Genomic DNA, 25,099 nt, shown 5'->3' with positions numbered 1-25,099 from the left:
TACTGCCTTAAACTGCTTAAAACAAGCGCTGTTCTATTTTTATGGTGTCACCCGCTGCAATTTGGCTGTTTAAACTACCTTTTTGTTGCTGCTGTTTGGTTTGCTCTTTAAAAATAAATATTTTATCAACCGAGGCGCGTTCAGTTAATCCACCGGCCAATGCTATTGCTTGATTTACCGTCATAGCAGGTTGATAAGGGTAAGCGCCTGGCTCTTTAACTTCACCATGAATATAAAAAGGTCGATACTCTATAACTTGCGCATACACATTAGGGTTAACTAAATAGTCCGGCTGCAGGCCTTCGCTTATTGTTTGCTCAACTTGCGAAACACTTAAACCCACAAGTTTAACCTTACCTAAAAATGGGTAGTTAATCTCACCGCTATTACCAAGCAGTGAGGTTACATCTAAGTCTGGTTGGCCAAATACTTTAATTTCTATTTTGTCACCCGCACCTAAAATGTAGTTTTGCGAATCGTTCGCAAAACTACCAAAGCTCAGCAATAAAATTAAGCCCGTTAAAATTTTAACCTTCATTCATTTCCCTTTAATGCAAATGTAAAGTTAAGGCCAACAATTACGCGGTCAAATTCAATATTAGTTTGGGTAGAATTGCGGTCAATAAAATCAACATAACCGGTTACCATACCAAAGTTACTGGCTAAGTAATTTAAACCAAGGCGCGCATTTTTAACTTTATCTTTACGGTTTAAGTTACCTGAATATTGTTGGTCAACATAATTAGCACTTACTACAGAGCTTAAATACTCGCTCCAATCATGCTGCCAAGTTGCACCATAAACACTTTCGCGAATGTAGTCGCCTTCTAGTAATGGGTCTTTAGCGGCACGGCTAGTAACCAACTGTAGTGATGAATAAGTAAGAGGTTTCCAAACTGCAGCAGCTTCCCAACTTAAACCACTAAAGTTATCGCGCAAGTTTGATTCAAAATCTTTATTTTGGTAACCCACTTTAAACGAGCCAGTAGTAACGGCTGTAGCTTCCCACTCCATACCTAATAATACTTTTACGTCGTCTGAATCGCGGGTAATACCGTTTGAATCAATTACATCGTATTGGTAGTTTTCTTGCTTTATTTCTAAAAAGGCACGCGTACCTGCTTGGGTGTTATAATAACCTGTAATACCCAACATCGGTTTATCGTAATCACGGTACTGCGATATGGCCGTAAAATTTTGGTAATTTTTGTTATAATAACCTGCCGTTAAAGCAACCTGAGCTTTAGAACTTTCTGCGCCATATTCATAACGGGCAGTTAGGTTTTGTTGCTGATAATTTACAAGCTCATCTAGTGCGCTGCCCTGACCTTCAGTTAATCCGCCACCACGTTGCTCGTACAACCAGTCGGCATCGCCAGTAACATCTAATCGGTGTTGGCTAGTAAACTCTTTATGTACGCCGGCACCCACATTAACTTGGGTAAAGTTATCGGTAGTGTCTTTATTATGAAACGACGTGCTTGATGCAATATCAAATTTATAACTGTCTGGGCCGTCTTCAATCAATGCATTTAAACTCGGCGCTATATTCCATATTAAACGTGACTGAGTGGCAGACGGCGTCATAAAAAAGTTGTCGTTGCTGCTCACACCTAGTTGTAGCGTAGGTGTAATCTCAGCGCCGTCTTTAGTCATTACACTGCCTGGTTGTAATTCTACTGCTAATGCAGGTGCTGATAAGCCTAACGCAACGAGTAAAGTGGTAATTGTATTAGTACGCATTTTCACTTTTAAATCCCTTAAAAATTGTCATAAAAATTATTTTTACATCAAACCATAAAGACCAATGTTTAATGTAATGTAAGTCGTATTCAACTCGCTTGGCCATTTTATCAAGTGTATCGGTTTCGCCGCGCCAGCCGTTTATTTGTGCCCAACCGGTAATACCCGGTTTGGTTTTATGCCTAAACATGTAAAATTCTACTTTTTTTCGGTACTCTTCATTATGGGCAACCGCATGGGGCCTTGGACCAACAATAGACATGTCACCTTTTAAAACATTTATAAACTGCGGCAGTTCGTCTAGGCTAGTTCGGCGTAAAAAGCCACCTAACGGAGTAATTCTGGCATCATTTTTAGTTGCCTGAGTCACCACGTCACTGTTTTCAGTCACCGTCATCGAGCGGAACTTCCACACTTTTATTTTTTGCCCATCTAAGCCATAGCGATCTTGCTTAAAAATAATAGGCCCTTTAGATGTCAACTTTATTGCGGCAGCAATAATCAATAATAATGGGGTGATTAAGGTAACAATAATAGCCGAAACAACTATATCTTCTGTCCGCTTTATAAATTCGTGAGTGCCAATACAAGGTGCTTCAAACACACTTAATGTATCTACATCACCAACATGCTCAATGCGAGCATGTATTAAATTTGAGAGTAAAAAGTCTGGCACTATGTGCACATCTACTGTGGTATCGCCCAACTGCAATAAAATGTCGGCTATACGTTTTTGCGCTTTCATAGGCAGCGCAATATAAAGTATGTCTATTTCGCCATTGCGAGCAGCATCTACCGCACTTTGTATACCGCCCTCAACACCCTGCTGTTCAAGTTGTTCAAATAAACGCTCAGGGCTTCTGTCGTCGTAAAAACCTTTAAAGTTAAACCCAAGCTCATCGTGTTTAACTATTTCAGCATGTAAATAAGCAGCAGACTCAGTAGCACCAATAATGGCCACATTGCGTTGCGATAGCCCTAATTTACGGCGGCTACGTTTATACCAATAAACCCCTAAGCGCCAAATGTACAAATAAGCCACACTTAGTAAAAACCAAATAACCACACCAACACGAGAAAGTGACTCGGTAAACTTAAATACAAAAGACACAACTAATAAAAACGCAAAAGCAATAAGCACACTACCCCATGCACACATTACCATTGTTCTAAATTTTCCTGCACGCCAAGAGCGATAGGTAGAAAACAGCTCAGCACTGTATAAATAGCTTAGGGCAACAGTTAATGCAGAGGCAGCATAAATAGGAGTGAGTTTAAAACTGTAGAGTAAGGCTGCGCACTGAAAAGCTAAAAATAACGCAAATATATCAAATAATCGGTAAAAATTGGCATCAGAGGAACCTGAAGGTTTAAAAGTCCTTGGAGATGTCATTTTGCTTAATTCCTTATAGCTAATTCAGTGTGAGTAGCACCTCACAAAATCCACGGGGATAATATAGTATTAGCCAATTTTGTTCAATTACTGATTCCGACAAAAGTACTAAAATTCATGTTTAAATCTTTTAGTAAACTCTTGCTTGTTATTAAGTATCAAAAAGAATACTCACATTTTATTTAAGTTTAATTAAATAACCCCTTAAACCAACTCCAAACCCCAAACGAATATCCATCAAAAATATCAATTCCCAATGCTGACTTAATCAAATATAAAACCAGCAAGGTAAATAAAATAGTAAACGTGACTACCAAACTTAAAATTATTGCTTGAGTAAACCTTGCTATTTTTTGCTCTTTTATGCTTAATTCGCGCCTGTTTCGCCCCGCTAAAAAAACATAGTAATAACGGTATTTAAAAAACTTAACTACGCCTCTGCAATCAACAGCATGATTACCCCACTGCCTAGCACCTATGGCTATTTTTAAATGCGCTAATTGTTCATCAGTAAACGTAGTTTGAATGTTCTTAGGCATTCGCTCGAGTAAACTTCTAATAGCTGGGTCTTGCTTTAAGTTCGACAAAAAAGCCTCAAATGCAACATGATTATTAATTGCCAATTATTTTAAACAACTATTTAATAATAAAAAGCCAATTAAAACTTAATTGGCTTTTTATTTGCTAAAAGTACTTTTTATTTAAGCGTACTAGAGCGATAAGTATTGTTATTTAACCAACTTGGTAGTTCATATGTTGGTACCTTACCATCTTGGCTAATGTTAGTTTGGTGGTACGAGTGCTGGTTCCAAATGCGAGTTGCATTTTTCCAAGGTTTGCTGTTATCAGCAGCACCATACACAGTGACACCATTGTTAATGCTATATCTAGAATCAGTATTATTTGATACAACAACAAGCTCTGCATTATCGTCGCCCTCTAGGTCAACCACAATTGGGTATTCCCAAAGCGTTCCTGATGAGTTAGCAACTGTCGATAATACTTCACCATTAACACCATTTAACACTCTTACTTTGTAGTGATCTTGTACAATTACTTCATCAATACCATCACCATTAAAGTCATAAGCACTCACGCCAATTTTACCACTCCATTCATCATCATTGGCAACAGTCCATACTAAATCACCGCTTGCGTTATACATATCAACTGCTGTGTAACCTGCGTAAACAATACCTAAATCTTTTGTTCCTAAGAATGTAGATACCGCTTGTACACCACCGCCTAAGTTATCAGGATTAGTTACTTGCCACTTAACATTTCCATTATGCTCAAGTACAGCAAATACACTATCTTCAAGCTTGTTACTTGGATTACTAATTACAATTTCAGGTGAAAAATCGTTATCTAAATTAACTATTGAGCTAAACCACATAGCTCCTGGTTCACCATATTGCCATAATTGTGCACCATAAGAATCATACAAGCCACCACCCGCGAGTACTTCTTGAGTGCCGTTGTTATCAGCATCAAAAGTTGTTGAAGCAGCAGACCAATTAGTAGTGTAGAGCAAGCCAGTTTCGTAACTGAATACATTATTGCCTGTTACAATTTCTACTACGCCATCGTTATTAATATCGCTTAATGTAACAGCGCCTAAAGGTTTGCCCGATTTTGTAAGCTCTTTTTTCACTTGCCCTAAGTTGTTAACAACTTGAACCACTGGTGATGTATAGTCGTTTAAAACAATTTCAACAACACCGTCACCATCTAAATCTGCAGCAGCAATTGAATTACGTGAATCGCTAAAAACAGCACCATTCTCGTAAGTCCAAATCTCTGAGCCATCGATACCGCTTAGTGCACGCACTACTCCAGGTGCATTTGTACTTTTGTCATATGCAACAACGACTACATCAGCCACATCGTTGTTATCAATAATGCCATCGCCGTTATCATCGTTAAGTTGAGCAACAATCGGGGTAGTAATTACTTGAACATGCTCAGGCATAAACTCACTTGAGTTCCACTGCCATTTTTGCTGCATTGCAAATGGAGCGATAGGCTCAGCAACTGATGGTAAATCACCATTGAATTCACCACCTAGCAATGCCATAGAGCCTTTAAAACTTTGGCCAATAATTGGCATTTTAGCCGTACCGTAAGCGCCTTTAATATCAGCGTAAGGGGCAAGAATTACACCCTCCCAACGGTTACCTTTAATATTAAGGTTTTGCGTATCAGGGAAGTTAAATACGGTTTTACTTGCGTGGCGGCGTAAATGCCAAAAACCTTTTCCGCGCACATGTAAATCAGCACCACCTGTGATATTAAAAATTACAGTTGCATCGCTTGGTATACCCCATACTTTAAAGGTATGAGCACGGGCAAAATCACGGCCATCAATATTAAACACTTGTCTATCAGACCTTCCGTCACCTTGTAGGTATAAACCACCCCATTTGCGGTAAACTGTACCTGTTTGGTTTAACTGGTTTAACTCGGCGCTTAAACTTTTGTAATACTCTTCTTGTTCATCAAAGTTAAAAGGCATGGCCGATTCATCTTGGTTAGAAAGGATTTTAGAACCCCACTCCATACCCCAGCGTACACCCCAATGAATGTCAGTACCGCCACCAGCAATCATACTACCTACATATTGGCGGCCGTATTTAAATTTTATGCTTGATTCACTAATTAAATAGTATTCATCGCGATTGTAAGGGCGAGTATAACCTACGCTATAACCTTGAAGATCAATTTCACCGGCGGCAATTGCACCATCAGCGCGGCCAAAGTGCGATTTAAAATCGTCAAAAACAAATGCTGAAAAATTATTGGCTACGCCTAAGTCTGCAGCCAGTGTTGTAGAGCTGGCTAAAGAAAGTGCGATCACTGCACTTATCTTTTTAAATTTAAGTAATGAGTTAGTCATTTTTTCCCTCGAAAATGAAAAGTGCATTATAGGCACCAAGTTTGAGTCATTTGTTTAATGAAAGTTAATTCATCAAGCGCTTGGTGAACATTATATACACAAATAAAATTAAAAGGAACAAAAAACACTACAAAAGTACCAACTTTTGAACCTCAATAAGGGACTGGAAATTAAAATCAATGACTTACAAAGTATGAAATTACATAAACAAACAAGGATTAGGATTTAATAACCAGTGAATGTAAAATAAATGTTAACCAAGAAAGTAAAAGTGAGGAGATTCAACCAGAAAAATGATTTTACTATTTTATAAGTGAAGATATGGGAATAAAACAACTGTTGTCAAAATTCCCGATTGACTAAAGTTTATAAACCAATAAGTCTCGGTGTCTTAGATTTTAAGAACCTAAAAACAAAAACCAAGCAACAAATAGCTATACAAGTATTTAGATAAGGAAGCAAATCAAACAAATACCAAATATTAGGAATAATCTTAACTTCGATTTTATGTAAAAACCTAAAAACAATTAAATGAAGCGGAAATATCACTATTGAAGAAATTGCCAGCCATTGGAAGATTGGCCTAGGTTTGAGTTTTTTACTAATCAAAAATAATATAAATATTCCTAAACAAGCAATTAGGGGGAACAAAAGAGGGAAAGCACCAAACTTTAACTCTCTTATATCTACACGGCCATTTAATAGCGCTAAATAATAAAAAATTGGAATGGTAAATAACAAAATCAAATAAGTTTTAAACTCATTGTTAAATACTGCATAACTTAAAAGGTTAACTCTTTTAACTAGAACACCTAGTTGATAAAAAAACATACCAATAACAGCAGAATCTATAGACCAAAACCACCTTTCCGAAATTAGCTCGTTGCTTAATAGCATTAATAAAAGCATTCCTGAAATGATCACGAAACTATATATTGGCTTCAATGCAGAAAAAAATATAACCTGAGCTAATGAAATAATGATTAAACAAGGGAAAAACCAAAGAACCCCATTAATGTGAAAACTATCAGCCTTGGATGTAACTAAACGACTAAGAGGATCAAACCACTGCATTTTACTGGCTTGGCCATCACCAAGAATGTTCAGTGGTAGCCAAAATAGATAGGAAATAAGAAAAAAGAAAGTAAATGGTAATATTAAACGCTGGAATAGTTTAATCAATGACTGTTTTACTTCTCGCTTGGATGATGCTAAAAAACCAGATAAAAAGAAAAAAAGCGGCATATGAAATGAATATATTAAAGTATATACATCTTCATTCAACCAAGCTGCATGACCAAGTACAACTAGTATAATTCCTATTGCCTTCATGTTATCAATATAATTTATACGCGTCATAATTAAAAAAACTTATCTTTTATCAAAAGATACGCAAACTTTGAATTTGTAACTAAGTAGCGCTTCCACATTCTGCCTGGCTCTTGAATTACCCTATATAGCCACTCTAAACCGGCCTTTTGCATCCACTGTGGTGCTCGCTTTACTTTACCTGCTACAACATCGAACGTACCACCAACCCCCATTACAAAGTCAACACCAAGCTTGTCTTGCCATTTATTAATGAAGTTTTCTTTTTTAGGCGAGGTAATCGCAACAAATAATAACTTAGCGCCCGATTCACGTATTTTAGTGACCACGGCTTCTTCATCATCCCAAAAGTAGCCATCGTTATAACCTGCTATGTTTAAATTTGGGTTTTGTGCTTTAACGACTTCGGCTGTTTTGCTCACTACTTCTTCGGTGGCACCCAATAAAAACACAGGAAAGTCTCGCTTGGCACTCATAGCTAATAATTCATGAAATAAGTCAACTCCCGCTACACGCTCTGGCACATCGTGCCCTAAAAAACGCGCACCGAACACTACACCCATACCATCAATATTAATTACCTCACACGCTTTAACCGACTCAGCTAAAACAGGGTCTTTTTGCATATTTACTATTTTGGCTACATTAACCACAACATGCTGTAAAAACTGCTTTTGCTCAATTCTACTTTCAATAAAAGACACCGTCTCTTGCATAGTGGCAATATCCATGGGTGCTTTTAAAAATTCAATACGTTTCATTGTTGAGTCCGTTTTTTAAAGTTGTTCAATAACTGCATTTTTAGCGCTGTTCAATTTTTGTCTATTAAAATAAGCAAACGAATAATATACCCATGCTTGTGTCCAACGGACATAGTCTACCTTATTGGTAAAATACTTATTTTTTTGATAAATAAAACGCTGCTTTTTAGGCATATATAAGGTTTGAATAGCACGGTTAATTACTTTTTCAGCCAGTATAAAGTCATCTGGCGTTTTACCTACTTTTAATAACGTAAAAACAGCTTGCGAAACACTGTGCATATCGAGTGGGTAGCGATTATTATTGTAATATTTTGCAGTGCCATCTTGCTCAAACAAATGTGTTTTATAATAAGTAAGACCTTTTGCAATTGCCGATTCAAACTCATCAGTTTGTAATTCATCACTCAGTAAGCGAAGTGCCTCTAGATTATAACCGGTATGAAAGCCATCAATAAACTGATGATGATGGCGAGCACCATATACCCATGAGCCATCAAGTCCCTGTTCGCTTACCGACTGCCTTGCTGCATTTAAAGCAAGCTGTTTGTAATGTTGGTTGTTAGTCAGCACGGCAACTTTTGCAACCCATGCAGCGCCCCAAAGGCTAGCATTATGTACAAATGCAGTTTCACCCGGTATGTAACCAAAAAACTGCCTACCATCACATTCTTTATATAATGTTTTTACAATAAAATGTGCACTATCAATTGCAGGATCTGAGTATTTTTTGTCTTTGGTGATTTCACTTAATGCATATAAAGCCTGAGCAACATAAATAGTAGTAATTACATTTGGCTTACCTTTAGGTACAAAAAAAGCACGAGCATTCCAGTCAAAGTGGTAACCCCAACAGCTATGCTGCCAAATAGATTTATCACTTTGCTGGGTCAATAACCAATCAGCTAGCTTTATCGCTTCATCTAAATAAGTTTGCTCATTAGTTGCTTTATAGTCTTCCAATAAACCTAAAATAAATAAACCAATACCCTTTGGGTTACGCTTTTTGGGCACAGCACATAATGGTCGCAAGTTAATAGCTAAACGTTTATGCAGCTGAATCCAAGCAAGCCCTACAATGCCTTGTTTAAATCGAGGAGTTAATTCAAATAGCTTACTATTGAGCCCATCAAATGGGTCTTGCCCAGCATAATTCCCTTTTTTTGCCTTATTAAGTAATAGTTTTTTGCAATAGTTGCTATCTAACATTACTAAATTGCTCCCAGCTCTTTATAAATACATTTAAGCTTTGGAATGATTACTCTAGGACTAAAGTTATTTAAAAACTTTTCTTTTGCAACATCTCTCATTTTTTCTGTTTCTACAGGAAACTCAATTAACCTATTCATTGCCATTTTTAGAGATCCAACATCACCAGGTTTAATCAGTAAGCCATCAATATTATTTGTAATGGCATCTGGAATTCCACCTGCAGTAGAAGCAATAACAGGTATGTTACATGACATTGCTTCTAACACTCCCATTGGGAAGCCTTCGTTATAGCTTGGTAACACGTATGCATCAGCTTGCTTTAAAATATTAATTTTTTTATCGCCAGCAACCCAACCAAGTAACTCAACGCATTCATCTAGACCTAGCTCATTAACCATTTTCTGATATTTTTTAATCTCGCCGTCACCACCAAGCAACAATCTAGCGTATGGATACTCTTTAACAACACCATTGAAAGCATTTATTAAATCGGATACACCTTTACGTTCACCCAACCGCCCTAAAAATACAAAATTAAAGTTATTAGTTTTCTCTTTTTCTATCTCTAATTTAGGAACGGCATTATAAACTACAACTCCTTTTTTACGATCGTCTAATATAGTATCAAGCCAATCCAGCCACTGAGTAGATAAGACAATAACCTTATCTACAGAGTTAAAGGTTGTTCTTATTTGTGCTTTTTTAGATTCACAGCATTCATTATTATAAAACTCTCTAAATTCAGCTCCATGTAAATGCAAAATAATTTTTGTATTAAAATATTTAATCAGCTTTATTAGCAATGACTTTCTTGCATAACTCCCTCTAGAAGCCATATGAATATGCACTACGCCAACGTCATATATTATTAATTTAGAAACTAACTTGATAATACAAAGTAAATAATTGAATAGTTGGCCTGCCATGCCAAACCTAGTATTGGTTGAATGGCTTACTAAAAGCTCTGAATTTGTGTCATAAAAAAAACCTTCGCTTTCGTAAACATTTAAAACTGTTGCAATACCACCTTGTCCGTTTTTATCTGTGGCTATTGTTAGATTTATTAATTTTTTCACGTTAAAACTCTCTTATAGCCTGCTTTACTTTACCGTTTTTAGTCCTTGGAATTGCATCAACTTTTTTTACATTCACTTTAATGGACACACCTAATCTTTCTTTTGTATTCGAAATTAATTTATCTTCTTGAGTCTTATTAAATAACGCCCCATCAACTACAACCAAAACATCAATGCTCAGATCTTTTTTCTGAACAAACTGTGAACCCAATAACCCTTCAACACCTTTTGGTATATGATTTAATATATACACTTTTTGCCGATCCTCACCTAAGAGATAATCTCCAATTCTCCCCTCTATAGAATCAACAATTGGAAAAACACGACCACAGGGGCAATTTGGCTCATCAGACAATACAACATGATCACCAGTTTTATAACGTATTAATGGGTAAAGTGAATTATTAAAATTAGTACCTACAATTTCAGCACGTTGCTGACCTGATTCAGTTTTTCCGGCAGGCAATAATTCTACATGAGCGTAGTCTGTTAAAATGTGATATCGCCCATGCTCACAACTGGCAATAGCAGCTACACGCTCAAATAATCCATACCAATCAAAAACAGTACATTTAAAGCGTGTTTCAATTAGATGTTTGTCTTCTTTTGATAAAGACTCTGATGAGGTAACAATCGACTTTAAGTCTCCTGGGTAATATTGATTACTCACTTCTAAGTATTTAGCTAACGTGGTTATAGAAGAGGGGTAGGCTTGAATAACTTGCACACCAAAATTAACCATTGTATTTATGTATGACTGCAAGTTAGCAGGTGCCATATGAAAGGATGAAAGCATAATCATATTTTCAAAATAGGAGTAACGCCAAAATGGCGCTTTTTTTTGTTCGAGTGGTACAATAATATCGCCCCTGAGCCATGCTCGCTTATCACCCTCTTTAAATCCAGCCCATGCTAAGCCTCTGCTAACGAAAGCTTGTTCAGTAATTATTGATTGCATATTCTGCGGGATAACTAGTGGAGCACCTGTTGTGCCACTCGTTGCGCCATTAATTACAGCGCCTCTTTTTTGAGGTGACACAAACTCATATTTATGGCTATTAATTGTAGATTTATCGATATATGGGTACTTTTCTATATCTGTTCCAGTCCCTATGTAGTAATCAACAGCCTCATTTGCATTTGTAACTACATCGCTGAGCATTCCATCACTATACTGTTTCAGCAATTCACTGTTAAATTCATGAGCTTGTAACTTTTGAGTAAGCTTTTCGCAATCATTATTTTCCCTAAGTTTTTTACGTATAAATGCACGACTACTTAATAAAATGTTTTGAATGAAAATAGGGCTTTTTATGTATACCTTACTCGTAAACATCAATACTATTCCTTTAAATATCAGGTTTAATTGCTAGAGATCGCAAAATACAATTAAATTACATAAGATTAAACATGACTGTCTACTTGACAAAGTCTTGTTTTATTTTTTTACCATATATGGAGCTACATCATCTAAATAACTCTCGTTTTTTAATATGTCATAATTCAATTCGTCTATATTCCCGATAATTTTTGCAGGAACTCCACCAACTATGCATCCATTAGGTACACTTTTTGTAACTACAGAATTTGGAGCGACTATTACTTTGTTACCAATTATTACTGGTCCTACGATTACAGAGCCTGGACCAAGAAAAACATCATCTCCAATACTAGGAACACGCTTATAAGGTCCCTTACCAACGACTTTGCAACCAATACCAATCCTGCAACGCTCTCCTATTCTGGCGTTATCAATAATTACTACCCCAATACCTTTAACCACAAGAAAAGAACCTTTCCCGATATCCGCACTAGCAGGTAATTTAGAATTATAAAACAGGAAAATCATTAACTGTATAAGCTTTGGTAATAAAGGGACTTTTCTTAAATAAAGCCACCTGGAGACTCTATATAACAGTATTGCATTGGGCATTATTTAACCTCATCATTTTAAATTGTATAAATTTCTAAAAAATTTTGCTTTAAATATCTCTTATCTTTATATTTCCACTTTAGCTAACAATGACATCCTGTATTTTATACTGAGCTATATTTTGGTCTTACTTTCTATTGCTCTGGAAAGGTACATTACGCTAAATAAAAATAACAAAGCTGGCGTTTTAGTCGTTAATGCATTGTTGGTCACTGATACTAAAATAAATACAATTAAGGCAACATTTAATTTTATATTACTTCTTGTCATCAATTTTGATGGTATGCTATAGCAAGTGAAAACAAGTAAAAACGTGCCAATAAGTCCAAAATTAACAACCCAACCAATGATATAATTTTCAATCACATTTATTCCAATGTAGAAATCAATATTTTGCTTAAATGCAGACGATGCTCCAAATACCCATTCAATAGGGGTTAATTCATCTAACAAAACATATACGTTAAAACGTGCTTCAGCACTCTTATCAATATGCAACTTACTGAGGATTCGAGCACCAATTGGAGTTAAAGTAATTATTAATGTTGTAAAAATGAACGCAAAAAAAGCGAGCGCTTGGATTATCGCAAAACGCATTTTTGATGTATGAAACCCTGATTTTATAAATCTAGGTATTTTTGGCATAATTAAAAACAACATTCCGAAAATGAATATAGCAGTGGCAGCTCGCCCTCCAAAAGCAAATAAAGCTAAAGTTACAACGGTAAAATAGATTAAATAAGGAATTCGAGTATAACTCATTAGTATAGGGGCTAACGCAGCTGTGATTAATGCATTATTGAGAGGGAAACCCAAGAGTGCAGTTGACCGAAAAAAGCTAAAGCTTGCAAACTCAACACTAACCATTGTTTTGCCTATCGTAAATTCCAGTATAGCAATCATGGCATTAAAAAATAAAAGATAAGCAAGTAAGCTTAATAGTTTACCTTTATGATGTGTGCTTAACTGACATAATAAATAAACAGCTAAAAGTGGTGAGATCATGGTATTGACCAAATAAGCTATACCTGACATACCCGAGGTATATAAACCATAAAATATCACAAGAATTATACTCAGTAAGCTAATTAGCCATGCTGAACTTAGCTCTTTAAGATTAATTATAGGTGTTTGAATTCCTTTTCTGAGCGTAAAGATAGCAAAGGTTAGCATTAATATATACGTTGAAATATGTATTTTAACTAACGGATTTCCGCCTTCTGATACGTACTTTATACCTATGTTTTCTAGCAAATAGCCGCCAAAAATAAAAGCTGTCAAAAAAGTGAACATCATTACTTTATAAATACTTTCACTTTTCATTTATTTATTACCCATGCTTTACATTTTTTATAATTCAGTAAGGCAAGCACACATGAGAAAATGCTCACACCAATAACGATATCAATAATAATATTTACTATGGGCATATTAATTATCACAAAATGATGAACACGTAATTCTGGTAGGAATATGGCCATACACACAGTTGAAAGTAGAATTTTATATACCTGCAACGGTACAGTGTATTTATACCCTTTTCTTAGTGATAACCATAGACTCATAACCAATGCGATAATATTAGCAATTAAAAAAGCACTCGCTGCACCTATCAAACCAAAAGGAGGAATCAAAGTAACTAATAATGACAGGTTTAAAATTAATGAAAAAACACTAATTTTTGGCAGGTATTTAGTGTTTAAAGAGAACTGTAAACCATGGTCTATATAATGTCCCTTCAAATTTAAAACAAACACCCCCGAACATAAAATATAAATAATAGTAGAACCTTGTGATAAATATTCTTCACTAAGCAATAGGTGCGTTATAGGCTCGGCTAAAATACAAAACCCAACTAAAGCGGGCATTGCAATTAAACATAATAAAGTTAAATATTCACCATGGGCTTTGTACAAAGCGGCTTTATCGTTTATTTTTTTTGTTAATTCAGGATAACTTGGTAAGGCTACTACCATAAAAATAAGTGCGCCAATTCCTAATAAAATATTTGATATAGCAGCATAAATACCTGTTTGTGCTAAATCTAATGAGTCGGCAATGAAGTAGCGGTCTAACCGGCTTGATATTGCTGCAACTAAGCCACTGGCCATAAGCGGTAAGCCATAAGAGAAAATAGCCTGAGCGTCTGCAGTTTTAAGTTTATTAATACTGATTTTAAGCGGTTTAAAAACAACTAAACCTGCAGCTATGTAGCTCAAAGCAAGGGCTGATAACGCAGAAAGGATATTAGGAGAATAAGCTAGCAAGCTGCCTGTAATTACTATAGCCATAATAGATTGAGTAAGTACGGCAACTCTATATTGGTTTAAACGCTCCATTATACGGGCTAATTCAAGATAGAACTGATAGAGGGCTTTAGTTAAAAAAACTAAAAAGGTAGCTAAAAACGTAGATAAGGTTAATAAACCTGTTAAATATAACCCCAAGCTAACTAATGCTAAAGCTGGCAATGTGCAGCAAAAAATAATTGAGCTGGCAATCGCTGCAAAATTATTATGTTCCTCTGTTTTTTTACTAGGAAGTAAACGCAGCATGCTAGAGTTTATCCACTGGGCAGCTACCGCCCTTACAACTTCAACCGTTAATAGCATTAATGCCAACATTCCGTATTCGGTTGTAGTTAATAACTTGGTATGAATACTAATTAATGCAAAAACACTAATTGCAGCAAAAATTTGCACTGGAGCATATTTAAGTAACGAGCTAATCATTATTTTTTTCACTACACTTTTTATATAAATCAATATATTGCGTGAAAACAGATGCAATATTAAATTTTACTTCAAGTTCACTTTTAGACTCATTAACATTATGATTGGCAATTAAATTTTTGATACGGTTAGGGGTTATCGTATCAGATAGGTATAAAACACCCATTTTATCAAAAAAAGTTTTCTCATCTTCAAGTATTCCAACCTCAGTTGTTATTAGAGGCAATCCAACTGCTAACATTTCTAGAGGTACTAAGCCAAAGGTCTCTTCACTAGAAGTAAAAATACCTACATCAGCATTAAGATATTGTTGTACAATTTGGGTTTTATTTAACTTACCCATAAATTTTACTTTGTTTTCTAATTCTAACGAAGCTACCTGTTTTATCAGTTGCTCTGTATAGCCTTTATCAGCATGTGGCCCAATGATAGCTAATGAGGAATCAATGCCGTCATTAATTAATTTAGCTAGTAAAGAAATTGAATCTTCCACCTTCTTTCTTGGTGTTAGCAACGCACACGTAACAAGCTTTATTTCTTTTCGTTGATGTTTGACGTAATTAGCTTCAAAGTATTCTTGATCTATTGGGTTATGAACTACTAAAGATTTAAACCCATCTGCAGCAATTGCACTTTGTAGCTGTTTGCCAACAACAACAACATTATCATTTCGTTTCTTTATTAACCGTGGTATTGCTTTTTCATATAAAAAGTTATTAACCAACCCCACATTACGCCGAGCTATTTTTTTATAGCTATGAACTGTAACAACCGATTTCCCTCTAAAACCACTTCCTATCAAAAAGCTCCAAAGGTGGGTGTGCACTAAATCAGGGTTCAAAGTTTTTAATAACTTACGAACATGCCAATTTTGCCAAATAATGCCGGGGATTTTAAAGCCTATTTGCTTACTTGATGCAGGCAGCCAAACAAAATCAACATTATCTGATAGACGAATAACATCACCAGTGAAAGGGGTTTTACTCTGCGGGTCGAGCCCGATAATAGTAAACCTAAAGTTAGCGTCATCATGGTTAACCAAATATTCTGCAAACATTTGGCATACACTATCCACTCCGCCATAGTTGATACTACCCCACTCATAAGTAGAAAGTGGCATTAATAGGACTACATGTTTTTTATTCATCATGTTTATTCATAATGTATCGGCCAGGATAATTTTGGTTGACTACTTGAGAAGGGTTACCAACAGCCGTTGAATTTTCAGGTATATCCTTAATAACCACAGAGCCAGCACCAATAGTGACGTTATTTCCTATGACAACATTTTCGACTATGCAAACCATAGGACCTATATACACGTTATCTGCAATAGAGGCAGCTTTCCCATGGTTACTTCCAATATTTACAAATTGACTAATATTGCAGTTAGCTCCAATTTCAACTGTTGGACTTAAAACTATTCCAGTAGCATGACCTAAATTGAGCCCAGGACCAATTTTTGCTTCTTTAGGTATTTGTATTTGATACCTAATAGATAAGGTTAAATGCATAAGCCTTGCTAATGTCCTAATCAATAGGTTATTAGACTGAGTTAGCCTCCACCAAAAAGTGTACTTAAAAGAACGGTTATTATTGATTAAGTTTTTTATTAATAATTTATGGGAGTACCTTGCGGTACTCCGATACAAATCACATTTTATAAGCTCAAAAGGAGTCATAAATGTTAGCCTTACAAAATACCGCGAGTATCAATAACAACTTTTGATGCAAACTCTGTTTTATCTGCAGCTTTAAATTGTTTATGATCAACTAATACTACAACGACATTTGCTTGCTCTAGTGCGCTTTCTAACGACACTAAGCTGACATTTTTATCTGCTAGGTTGGCCGGTAGCTCTGAAATATTTGGCTCTACAGCAAGTATTTCACCAATATTTTTTGCTGCTAATTCTTCAACAATATTTAATGCCGGGCTCTCACGAAGATCGTCAATATCGGCTTTAAATGAAAGGCCTAAACACGCAATAACTGGACGTTTAAATTCATCAGCAGCTTTTGCTACTTTTTCAATTACGTAAAATGGTTTTGCGTCGTTAGTTAAGCGTGCTTGTTTAATTATTTTTGCTTCGTCTGGGCAACTTGCAACAATAAACCAAGGATCAACCGCAATACAGTGGCCGCCAACACCTGGGCCTGGGTTTAAAATATTTACACGCGGGTGACGATTAGCAAGCTTAATAAGTTCCCACACATTAATTTTTAATTTGTCACAAATGATTGACAATTCATTGGCAAAGGCAATGTTTACATCGCGAAATGAGTTTTCGGTTAACTTAGCCATTTCAGCAGTACGAGCATTGGTAATAATACACTCGCCGCGCACGAAAGTTTCGTATAACTTAACGGCTTTTTCGCTACATGCTTTGCTCATACCACCTATTACACGGTCGTTTGACACTAACTCTTGTAATACATAGCCAGGTAATACACGTTCAGGGCAATGAGCAACATTGATGTCGGCGGCATCACCTTTATCTTGTGGGAACGTTAAATCAGGGCGCGCTTCACTTAACCAAGCGGCTAGTTGCTCCGTTGCACCTACAGGTGAGGTGCTTTCTAAAATAACTAAGTTACCTTTTTCAAGCACTGGGGCAATCATTTTTGCAGCCGATTCAATATAGCTTAAGTCTGCACTGTGGTTACCACTTTCGCTGTGAATAAATGGTGTAGGTACAGCTACCATAAACGCATCGGCTTTTTCTGGCGTTGTAGTCGCTCTTAAGTTACCAGTAGATACTACGCCACGAACTATTATGTCGAGATCAGGCTCTACTATGTGTATTTCACCGGCATTAATGGTATTAACTGCTTTTTCGCTTACGTCTAAACCAATTACTTTCATACCGCGCGATGCAATAACCGCCGCAGTTGGTAAACCTATGTAGCCTAAACCAACAACTGAAACTGTTTTAATTGTCATTACTAAATCCTTGAAAAAGTTTTAAACTTTATTTTAATCTTTAAAATGTTGCTTAATTTTAGCCACAATACGTTCACACGCTTTACCATCACCATAAGGGTTATGTGCACGGCTCATTGACTGATATTCTTCAGCGTTAGTGAGTAAGTTATTAACTTCATTCACTATGCGAGCTTTATCTGTGCCTACTAGTTTAACTGTACCTGCTTCTACCGCTTCTGGGCGTTCTGTGGTGTCACGCATAACAAGTACTGGTTTACCTAGGCTTGGCGCTTCTTCTTGAACACCACCTGAGTCGGTTACGATTATGTGAGCTTGATTCATTAAGTACACAAATGGTAGGTAGTCTTGCGGCTCGATTAAATGCACATTATCAACATTTTTTAATATGCGATTTACTGGTTCGCGTACATTAGGATTTAAATGCATTGGGTATAAAATTTGTGTATCTGGGTGCGCAGTTGCAATTTCTACCAATGCCTCACAAATTCGCTCAAAACCGCCACCAAAGCTCTCACGGCGGTGCCCTGTAACTAAAATAAGCTTTTTAGTTTCATCGAGTTCTGGAAATTTAGCTTTTAGAGTTGAAATTAAAGCGCTGTCGGTTTTTACTTTATCAACCACTTGTAATAATGCGTCAATAACGGTGTTACCAGTAATTACGATATCGTCAGCACTTACCGCTTCATTGAGTAAGTTTTGCTGCGATGTTTGCGTTGGTGCAAAATGCAGCTTTGTAATAGCACCAGTAAGCTTGCGGTTACCCTCTTCTGGCCATGGTGAACTTAAGTTGCCTGTGCGTAAACCTGCTTCTACGTGCCCCACTGGAATTTGCTGATAAAACGCCGCTAAACTTGCAGATAAAGTAGTGCTGGTATCGCCATGAACAAGCACTAAATCTGGTTTAAACTCTTCAAGAATAGGCTTTAGACCTAACAAAATATTTGTTGTTACATCATATAAGCTTTGACCCGGTTTCATAATGTTCAAATCGTACTCTGGTACAATTTCAAAAAGGTCTAAAACTTGGTCAAGCATTTCACGATGCTGGGCAGTAACACATACTTTTGCATCAATACCTTCTGCTTCATTTAGCCCTTTCACTAGCGGCGCCATTTTTATTGCTTCAGGTCGCGTACCAAAAATACTTAATACTTTAATAGCCATGATTTCCCTTAATTTTTTACTAACCGATTTTGCAAAACTTTATGCATTTGCCATTAATTGCTTAACGCGCTTGGTAAATTCTTCACCCAGTAGGCTTGATTGCATTGCATACTCTACGTTTGCGAGCATGTAGCCTAGTTTTGAGCCGCAGTCATGCGACTTACCTTTTAAATGGTACGCTTCAATTGTTTCAAGATGACGTAACTGTAGTAATGCATCTGTTAATTGTATTTCGCCGCCAGCACCGGGAGGGGTATATTCGAGCAAGTCCCAAATAGCAGGCGATACAACATAACGCCCTGTTATTGCTAAATTGCTTGGCGCTTCGTCATTATTTGGTTTTTCAACCATGTTGGTAATGGCTGCATTTTCACCAGGCTGGATTTTTTTACCTGCTAAATCAACCACACCATAGTTGTGTACTTCTTCATGTGGGACGGGCTCAACCATGATTTGGTTATGCTGGGTGCGCTCAAATCGGTCGATCATTTGCGCAAGATTATCAACCTTTAGGTTCGACTTATATTGATCGATAATTACATCGGGCAATAAAATAGCAAAAGGGTTATTGCCAATGATAGGCCGGGTTTCAAGTATTGCATGGCCTAACCCTAACGGCGCCGATTGACGAACCGATATAATGCTTACATCTCTTGGGATTATTGAACGAACTTCTTCTAGCAAGCTGCGTTTTACGCGGGCCTCTAGAGTGGCCTCTAGTTCAAAGCTAGTATCAAAATGATTTTCTATAGCGTTTTTAGAGGCATGGGTAACCAGCACAATTTCTTTAATACCGGCTTTTACGGCTTCGTTTACAACATATTGAATGAGGGGCTTATCGACTAGCGGAAGCATTTCCTTTGGTGTTGCTTTGGTAGCTGGTAACATACGGGTACCCAAGCCTGCAACAGGCAAGACTGCTTTTAATACTTTCACTTCAATTCCTTTTATAGTTACTTTTGGTTATAACGTAGCTGTTTATAAATGTCGCTGCGAATAGCGAGTTTTAAGCACTACTAACCATATGGGCGGCTATTATACACAACACATATAATCGCTCAATATAAAAAGCAGCCTTTTTGATTGTTTTAGGTTAATTTTTTGTTAACTAATTATTTTTGCCTTTTTTGTAATCTATCAATTTACTTTCAATGGGAATATAATAGTGCTGTTAACTTTTAAGGGATGGGATTTGTGCGCGTAGGAATTTGCATAATTATATTAGTGTCTTTTTTTGCTTGTGCACAAGACATGCTTTTACATTTGCGTAATAGCGATATAATTACCCGTGCCAAACAGTTTTACGGCGATGCAGGCCACCAACGAATAAAAACGTGGCTGAGTTTTATAGATGACTCTGCCAATAAAAGCGAATGGCAAAAAATTCATTTAGTTAATGACTTTTTTAATAAGCATATAAAGTACAAAACCGATGACGATCTTTGGCAAAAAAAAGACTACTGGGCCACCCCGCTAGAAAGCTTAGGTGTAGGCATGGGTGACTGCGAAGATTATGTTATTGCTAAATACTTTACTTTAATCGCTTTGGGTATCCCAGAAGAAAAAATACGCTTTATGTATGTACGCCAACGTACCGTTAATCAACCGCACATGGTATTAATATACTTTGAACAACCTGACCAAATACCGTTGGTGCTCGACAACTTTAATACTAAACTAGTGCCTGCTAGTAATCGTGGCGATTTAAAGCCTATATATAGTTTTAACGGCCAAGGCTTGTGGTTAGCCAAATCGAAAGGGTTAGGTAATAAGGTTAAGAATAGCCGTGGGGTTTCTGCTTGGAACACTATGCTAGAACGAATTGAACAAGGTGAGCTTGCGCCCGCTAATGGTAACAACAAAGGAACTAGTAGTTATGTCTCGAATCTTTAAATATGGATTGAGTTTAAAGACCCAAGTTTATGGCTTGATCATTTTAATTTCGATTATTTCATTTTGTGTACGCGTTATTACCGACGTGGATACAACCCGTAATTACTTACAAACGCAAATGGCCAGTCATGCGCAAGACACCGCTACTAGTTTAGGGCTTTCTATATCTCCTTATTTAGAAGACGACAGCCTAATGATTGCCGAGACGATGGCAACCGCTATTTTTGACTCTGGTTATTATAGCCAAATTAAATTTACTGACGTGCAAAACAACATCGTTTTTGAATTACAAAATCCAAAACGCGTTGAATCAGTTCCTAGTTGGTTTATTAGTGCTGTTGAACTAAGTGCGCCAACTATGCATTCTGAAATAAATAATGGCTGGATGATGGCAGGTACACTCGATGTAACTAGCCATACTGGGCAATCGTATTTAACCTTGTGGCAACACACTCTTCGCAGCTTATATAGCTCGTTTTTACTATTGGCTGCATCACTCGCTATAGCATTTTTAATATTACGTGCGGTATTTAAGCCATTAAAAGCAGTAGAAGATCAAGCCACTTTAGTAACCCGCAAACGCTTTACCTTAAATAAAGAAATACCGGTAGCAAGGGAGCTTCGTACTGTTACACAAGCCATCAATAACATGGTTATAAACTTACAAAGTACGTTTGATTCATTGACCAAGCAAACTCAAGCACTGACCGAAGAAGTATATATAGATTCGTTAACGGGGCTAGGTAACCGTAAGTCGTTTGAAAACCACTTTAATTCTGTTGTAAATAACATTTCAGACGATGCGCCAATTACTGCGTTGATGCTTACCCTGCCCTCATTAAATAATATAAACCAAATAGTAAGTTACCAAGATGGTGACCAGCATGTATTAGATGCAGCTAAAATACTGAAACATGTCACAGAAGAATTACCAAATTCAACGGTATTTAGATTGAATGGCGGCACGTTTGTGTTACTTGCCCCTTATGACGTTTTATTTTTAAATAAAGCTCGTTTGGAGTTAAGTGATACATTAAGTAAAAAAGAAAACAGCCTACACATAAATGGCTATGCAAATTTAGCTATAGTTGCAGTTGAACAAGGTGTAAGTGTTGGTGAAGTACTGTCGTTGCTTGACACCGGTTGTACCATAGGCGAAGACACTACAATTGATAATAACGATAAAGAGTCACTATTTAGCGTCAACCAATGGCGTAAGCTGATTAAGTCGATTATCAATGCTGGTGAAGTGAGCTTTTCGGTACAGCCCGTAAAACAAGCTAATAAAGTTAATTCTCAATGTTACTTTGAAGTGTTTTCTCACTTTATCCATGATGGCGAAAAAGTAAATAACGGCCACTTATTTGCCATGGCCGAAAAGTTAAATTTAACCGAAGAACTCGATAAAAAAATTATACGCAATTTTGTTGATATTAAAGAGCAATACCCAAATGAAGTATTTGCACTAAATCTTAGTAAGGCATCTTTATATTCAACTGACTTTATAGAATGGCTTACTCTTTACTCGCATACTAAGCCGGTTATAAAAACTAACTTACTGTTTGAACTGCATGAAATAAGCTTATTGTATAATGTGCATGTTGCATCGTTACATATAGATGCAATTAAAGAGTTGGGTATTAATGTATGTATTGAGCACTTTGGTACCAGCTTAACATCGTTTAGATATTTACAAGGTCTTGATATTGAATATGTAAAAATAGATGGTAGCTACATTCAAGACTTAGTAACTAACCCACAAAGCCAATTTTATATTCAAACAGTTAACAATATTTGTCATGGTTTTGGGATTAAAGTTTTAGCCTGTTTAATTGAAAAAAACGAGACTTTAGAAATACTTGAAGACCTAGGATGTGATGGTGTACAAGGTAATTTAATACTGCCACCATCAAAAATTATCAAATCTAATGAAAATGGCGTAAATAAAGAGTTTACTTTTTGCACCGATGCGCTAAAATTTTGCAATTAGTACTCAACCAAGGGACGAGAAATGAAAAAATTACTTTTAGCTGGCTTAGTCGCTAGCGCAACAGCACTTACTGCTCTTCCAACCTATGCACAAACGGATAATGCTGCAGTGGTTCAAGAAGTGGGCATAAATAGCATAATTGATATTCTTAATAATGTAACAGCAGATACTTCACCTGAACAATTACGCGAAGATTTAGTAGAAGCTATCAAACGCATTTGTAAAAACAAAGAAGAAGTTAAGTTAGACGAAAAGCTGCTTAATGGCGCATGTGGCGCTGCAGATATTGATGCAATGGTTGCCGCTGTTGTTGCTAACTTTGGTGCAGATAACCCTTTAATTTCTGACTTTTTAGCTGCACTTACAGCTGCAGGCTTAGACTCTGATGCAATTACACTGGCAGCAATTACTGCGGGTGTTGATGCTACGACCGCTTCTGAAGCAACTGCTGCAGGTCCGGGTACTGGTCAGCCAGCTCCACCAGTAGTAAGCTTACCAACATTACCTACACCTCCAGGTTCTGGTGGTACAGGCGGTGATAACGGTATATCTGAAGTCGGTAACTAGTTTCTACTTTTAGTATATTTAAACGCAGCCTACTGGCTGCGTTTTTACTTTGTTTGAGTTTATTTTGAATCGTTTTATATTCTTTTTTATTTGTTTGATCCTATTTTTACTCCCTCTTCCTTTAGGTAGCTACCGACCTTGGGCAATTTTAGCTATTGGCATTTTAACTAGCTTTACCTTTATTACTCACCTTACCCACAGTGTGTTAAATAACAACCAAGCGCTGTTTCCACCCCGCTATTCTTGGCCACTATTTTTTACTCTAAGTGCAGTTGTTTTAGTTTGTGGTATACAACTATTTAGCGTAAGCGTTGATGCATTTCAAACCAAACAAATGTTATTAAAAACCAGCTTTTTACTCATGTTGAGCTGGCTCGTATTTAACTACTGCAATAGTGTCGAGCGAATTAAAAAATTAATTTATGCTGTAATTTGTGCAGGGGTATTTCAAGCTTTGTATGCTAGTTATTTAAACTTATCGCCCGATATAGTAAGTCCTTTATTTGGTTACAAACATACAGATCGTGCAATTGGTACTTTTACCTATTCTAACTTTTTAGCTAATTACTTAGCTTTATGTTTATGTTTAGGCATTGGTGTTTTAATCAGTGAACTAAAACGCTCTAACAGTGGTTATCAGCCCACTGTAAAACAAACACTACGCGCTTGGGCCGAAATATTATTGAGTTCTAAAATAATTTTACGAATTTCGTTAATTATTATTATTGTGGCGCTTATTTTAACTCGCAGCCGTATGGGTAACTCGGCCTTTTTTATCGCTTTAATAATAGTAAGCTTACTGGCGCTATTTATTTATAAGCAAAAGCCTAAAGCATTTAAATTGCTGATTGTGAGCTTTTTTATTATCGACCTAATCATTATTGGTGCCATTTTCGATGTAGAAAAAGTAAAACAACGTATTAGCGAGACTAGTTTGCAATCGGAAACACGTGATGAAGTTGTACGTGACTCAATTCCGCTGATTTTAGATAACCCGCTATTAGGCTCTGGTGGCGGTACTTTTTATACTGCGTTTCCTGCGTATCAATCTGAGCCCTACTCTGGTTATTACGACAATGCGCATAACGATTATGTGCAATTTGCAGTTGAGCTAGGCATTCCTGCCACAGCGTTATTAGGACTGCTGGTGCTTTATAGTTTGTGGTTGTGTATTAATACTATGCGAACGCGTAAAACAGCGCTTTATCAGGGGGTGGCGTTTGGTTGCGCTACAGCTATTGTAGCCATGATGCTACATTCGTCAGTTGATTACTCTTTACAAGCCGGCGCAAACTCAATGCTGTTTATAGTGGTGTTATGTTTGGCTATATTGACCAACAAGTTACCGGCACCAAAACGGATTAAAAAACGACGAAGTTAACGGGCTGCGGGGGTCGGGTTACGGGCCTAAGCTCGTCGCCCGTCGCCCGTCGCTCGCGACATTAAAAAATAACGCGACATGA

Annotated in this window: 22 protein-coding genes; 4 read left to right on the top strand and 18 right to left on the bottom strand. The window is 36.8% G+C overall.

Annotated features, from left to right (window positions below; genetic code table 11):
- Positions 1-16 precede the first annotated feature (16 nt).
- From AN392_RS03235 to galU, 18 genes are all read right to left on the bottom strand, one after another.
- Complete coding sequence (locus AN392_RS03235; RefSeq protein WP_055011812.1) at positions 17-538, bottom strand: polysaccharide biosynthesis/export family protein; 522 nt, start codon at positions 536-538, stop codon at positions 17-19.
- On the bottom strand, positions 535-1,749 hold the full coding sequence (locus AN392_RS03230; protein WP_055011811.1) for an outer membrane beta-barrel protein: 1,215 nt from the start codon (positions 1,747-1,749) through the stop codon (positions 535-537). Before AN392_RS03230 ends, AN392_RS03235 begins: the two co-directional genes overlap by 4 nt.
- Complete coding sequence (locus AN392_RS03225; RefSeq protein ID WP_055011810.1) at positions 1,733-3,136, bottom strand: undecaprenyl-phosphate glucose phosphotransferase; 1,404 nt, start codon at positions 3,134-3,136, stop codon at positions 1,733-1,735. The genes AN392_RS03230 and AN392_RS03225 overlap by 17 nt, the downstream gene beginning before the upstream one ends.
- Before the next feature lie 188 nt (positions 3,137-3,324).
- Positions 3,325-3,723, bottom strand: a complete 399-nt coding sequence (locus AN392_RS03220; protein WP_055011913.1) for a hypothetical protein — start codon at positions 3,721-3,723, stop codon at positions 3,325-3,327.
- Positions 3,724-3,833: 110 nt separating this feature from the next.
- Positions 3,834-6,032 carry a choice-of-anchor A family protein gene (locus tag AN392_RS03215; protein WP_055011809.1) on the bottom strand — a complete coding sequence of 733 codons (2,199 nt, stop codon included), beginning with the start codon at positions 6,030-6,032 and terminating at the stop codon, positions 3,834-3,836.
- Positions 6,033-6,398: 366 nt separating this feature from the next.
- The gene (locus AN392_RS03210; RefSeq protein ID WP_055011808.1) at positions 6,399-7,391 is read right to left on the bottom strand and encodes an acyltransferase family protein; all 993 of its coding nucleotides are present in this window, start codon (positions 7,389-7,391) and stop codon (positions 6,399-6,401) included.
- A 2-nt stretch (positions 7,392-7,393) separates the two neighbouring features.
- Positions 7,394-8,122, bottom strand: coding sequence for a WecB/TagA/CpsF family glycosyltransferase (locus AN392_RS03205; RefSeq protein WP_054200728.1), 729 nt, complete (start codon positions 8,120-8,122; stop codon positions 7,394-7,396).
- Positions 8,123-8,137: 15 nt separating this feature from the next.
- Positions 8,138-9,331, bottom strand: a complete 1,194-nt coding sequence (locus tag AN392_RS03200) for a hypothetical protein (RefSeq protein WP_055011807.1) — start codon at positions 9,329-9,331, stop codon at positions 8,138-8,140.
- 2 nt (positions 9,332-9,333) lie between these two features.
- Entirely contained in the window at positions 9,334-10,410 is a 1,077-nt protein-coding gene (locus tag AN392_RS03195; RefSeq protein ID WP_055011806.1) for a glycosyltransferase family 4 protein, read from the bottom strand.
- A 1-nt stretch (position 10,411) separates the two neighbouring features.
- A complete protein-coding gene (locus AN392_RS03190; RefSeq protein ID WP_055011805.1) occupies positions 10,412-11,746 on the bottom strand; it encodes a phenylacetate--CoA ligase family protein in 1,335 nt (444 codons plus the stop codon).
- Between the two features lie 102 nt (positions 11,747-11,848).
- Positions 11,849-12,343 carry a serine O-acetyltransferase gene (locus AN392_RS18800; RefSeq protein ID WP_055011804.1) on the bottom strand — a complete coding sequence of 165 codons (495 nt, stop codon included), beginning with the start codon at positions 12,341-12,343 and terminating at the stop codon, positions 11,849-11,851.
- 114 nt (positions 12,344-12,457) lie between these two features.
- On the bottom strand, positions 12,458-13,666 hold the full coding sequence (locus AN392_RS03180) for a VpsF family polysaccharide biosynthesis protein (protein WP_055011803.1): 1,209 nt from the start codon (positions 13,664-13,666) through the stop codon (positions 12,458-12,460).
- The gene (locus tag AN392_RS03175; RefSeq protein ID WP_055011912.1) at positions 13,663-15,075 is read right to left on the bottom strand and encodes a lipopolysaccharide biosynthesis protein; all 1,413 of its coding nucleotides are present in this window, start codon (positions 15,073-15,075) and stop codon (positions 13,663-13,665) included. Before AN392_RS03175 ends, AN392_RS03180 begins: the two co-directional genes overlap by 4 nt.
- Complete coding sequence (locus AN392_RS03170) at positions 15,068-16,225, bottom strand: VpsD family glycosyltransferase (protein ID WP_235575565.1); 1,158 nt, start codon at positions 16,223-16,225, stop codon at positions 15,068-15,070. The genes AN392_RS03175 and AN392_RS03170 overlap by 8 nt, the downstream gene beginning before the upstream one ends.
- On the bottom strand, positions 16,215-16,757 hold the full coding sequence (locus tag AN392_RS03165; RefSeq protein WP_055011801.1) for a serine acetyltransferase: 543 nt from the start codon (positions 16,755-16,757) through the stop codon (positions 16,215-16,217). The genes AN392_RS03170 and AN392_RS03165 overlap by 11 nt, the downstream gene beginning before the upstream one ends.
- A gap of 11 nt (positions 16,758-16,768) precedes the next feature.
- Positions 16,769-18,019, bottom strand: coding sequence for a UDP-N-acetyl-D-mannosamine dehydrogenase (gene wecC / locus AN392_RS03160; protein WP_055011800.1), 1,251 nt, complete (start codon positions 18,017-18,019; stop codon positions 16,769-16,771).
- Between the two features lie 33 nt (positions 18,020-18,052).
- Positions 18,053-19,186 carry a non-hydrolyzing UDP-N-acetylglucosamine 2-epimerase gene (gene wecB, locus AN392_RS03155; RefSeq protein ID WP_055011799.1) on the bottom strand — a complete coding sequence of 378 codons (1,134 nt, stop codon included), beginning with the start codon at positions 19,184-19,186 and terminating at the stop codon, positions 18,053-18,055.
- A 39-nt stretch (positions 19,187-19,225) separates the two neighbouring features.
- A complete protein-coding gene (gene galU, locus AN392_RS03150) occupies positions 19,226-20,122 on the bottom strand; it encodes a UTP--glucose-1-phosphate uridylyltransferase GalU (RefSeq protein ID WP_055011798.1) in 897 nt (298 codons plus the stop codon).
- A 258-nt stretch (positions 20,123-20,380) separates the two neighbouring features.
- On the opposite strand from galU, the gene AN392_RS03145 reads away from it, so the two are divergent.
- The 4 genes from AN392_RS03145 to AN392_RS03130 all read left to right on the top strand — a co-directional run bounded on the left by AN392_RS03145 (position 20,381) and on the right by AN392_RS03130 (position 25,017).
- On the top strand, positions 20,381-21,079 hold the full coding sequence (locus AN392_RS03145) for a transglutaminase-like cysteine peptidase (protein WP_010389652.1): 699 nt from the start codon (positions 20,381-20,383) through the stop codon (positions 21,077-21,079).
- On the top strand, positions 21,063-23,069 hold the full coding sequence (locus AN392_RS03140) for an EAL domain-containing protein (protein ID WP_055011797.1): 2,007 nt from the start codon (positions 21,063-21,065) through the stop codon (positions 23,067-23,069). Before AN392_RS03145 ends, AN392_RS03140 begins: the two co-directional genes overlap by 17 nt.
- Before the next feature lie 21 nt (positions 23,070-23,090).
- Complete coding sequence (locus AN392_RS03135; RefSeq protein WP_054200714.1) at positions 23,091-23,636, top strand: hypothetical protein; 546 nt, start codon at positions 23,091-23,093, stop codon at positions 23,634-23,636.
- Between the two features lie 64 nt (positions 23,637-23,700).
- Positions 23,701-25,017: an O-antigen ligase gene (locus AN392_RS03130; protein ID WP_171043240.1), complete on the top strand. Its 1,317-nt coding sequence runs from the start codon at positions 23,701-23,703 to the stop codon at positions 25,015-25,017.
- Positions 25,018-25,099 lie beyond the last annotated feature (82 nt).

It is taken from the genome of Pseudoalteromonas sp. P1-16-1b (assembly GCF_001401785.1).
GTDB lineage: Bacteria > Pseudomonadota > Gammaproteobacteria > Enterobacterales > Alteromonadaceae > Pseudoalteromonas > Pseudoalteromonas undina.
This window is presented reverse-complemented; position numbering and strand designations above follow the sequence as displayed.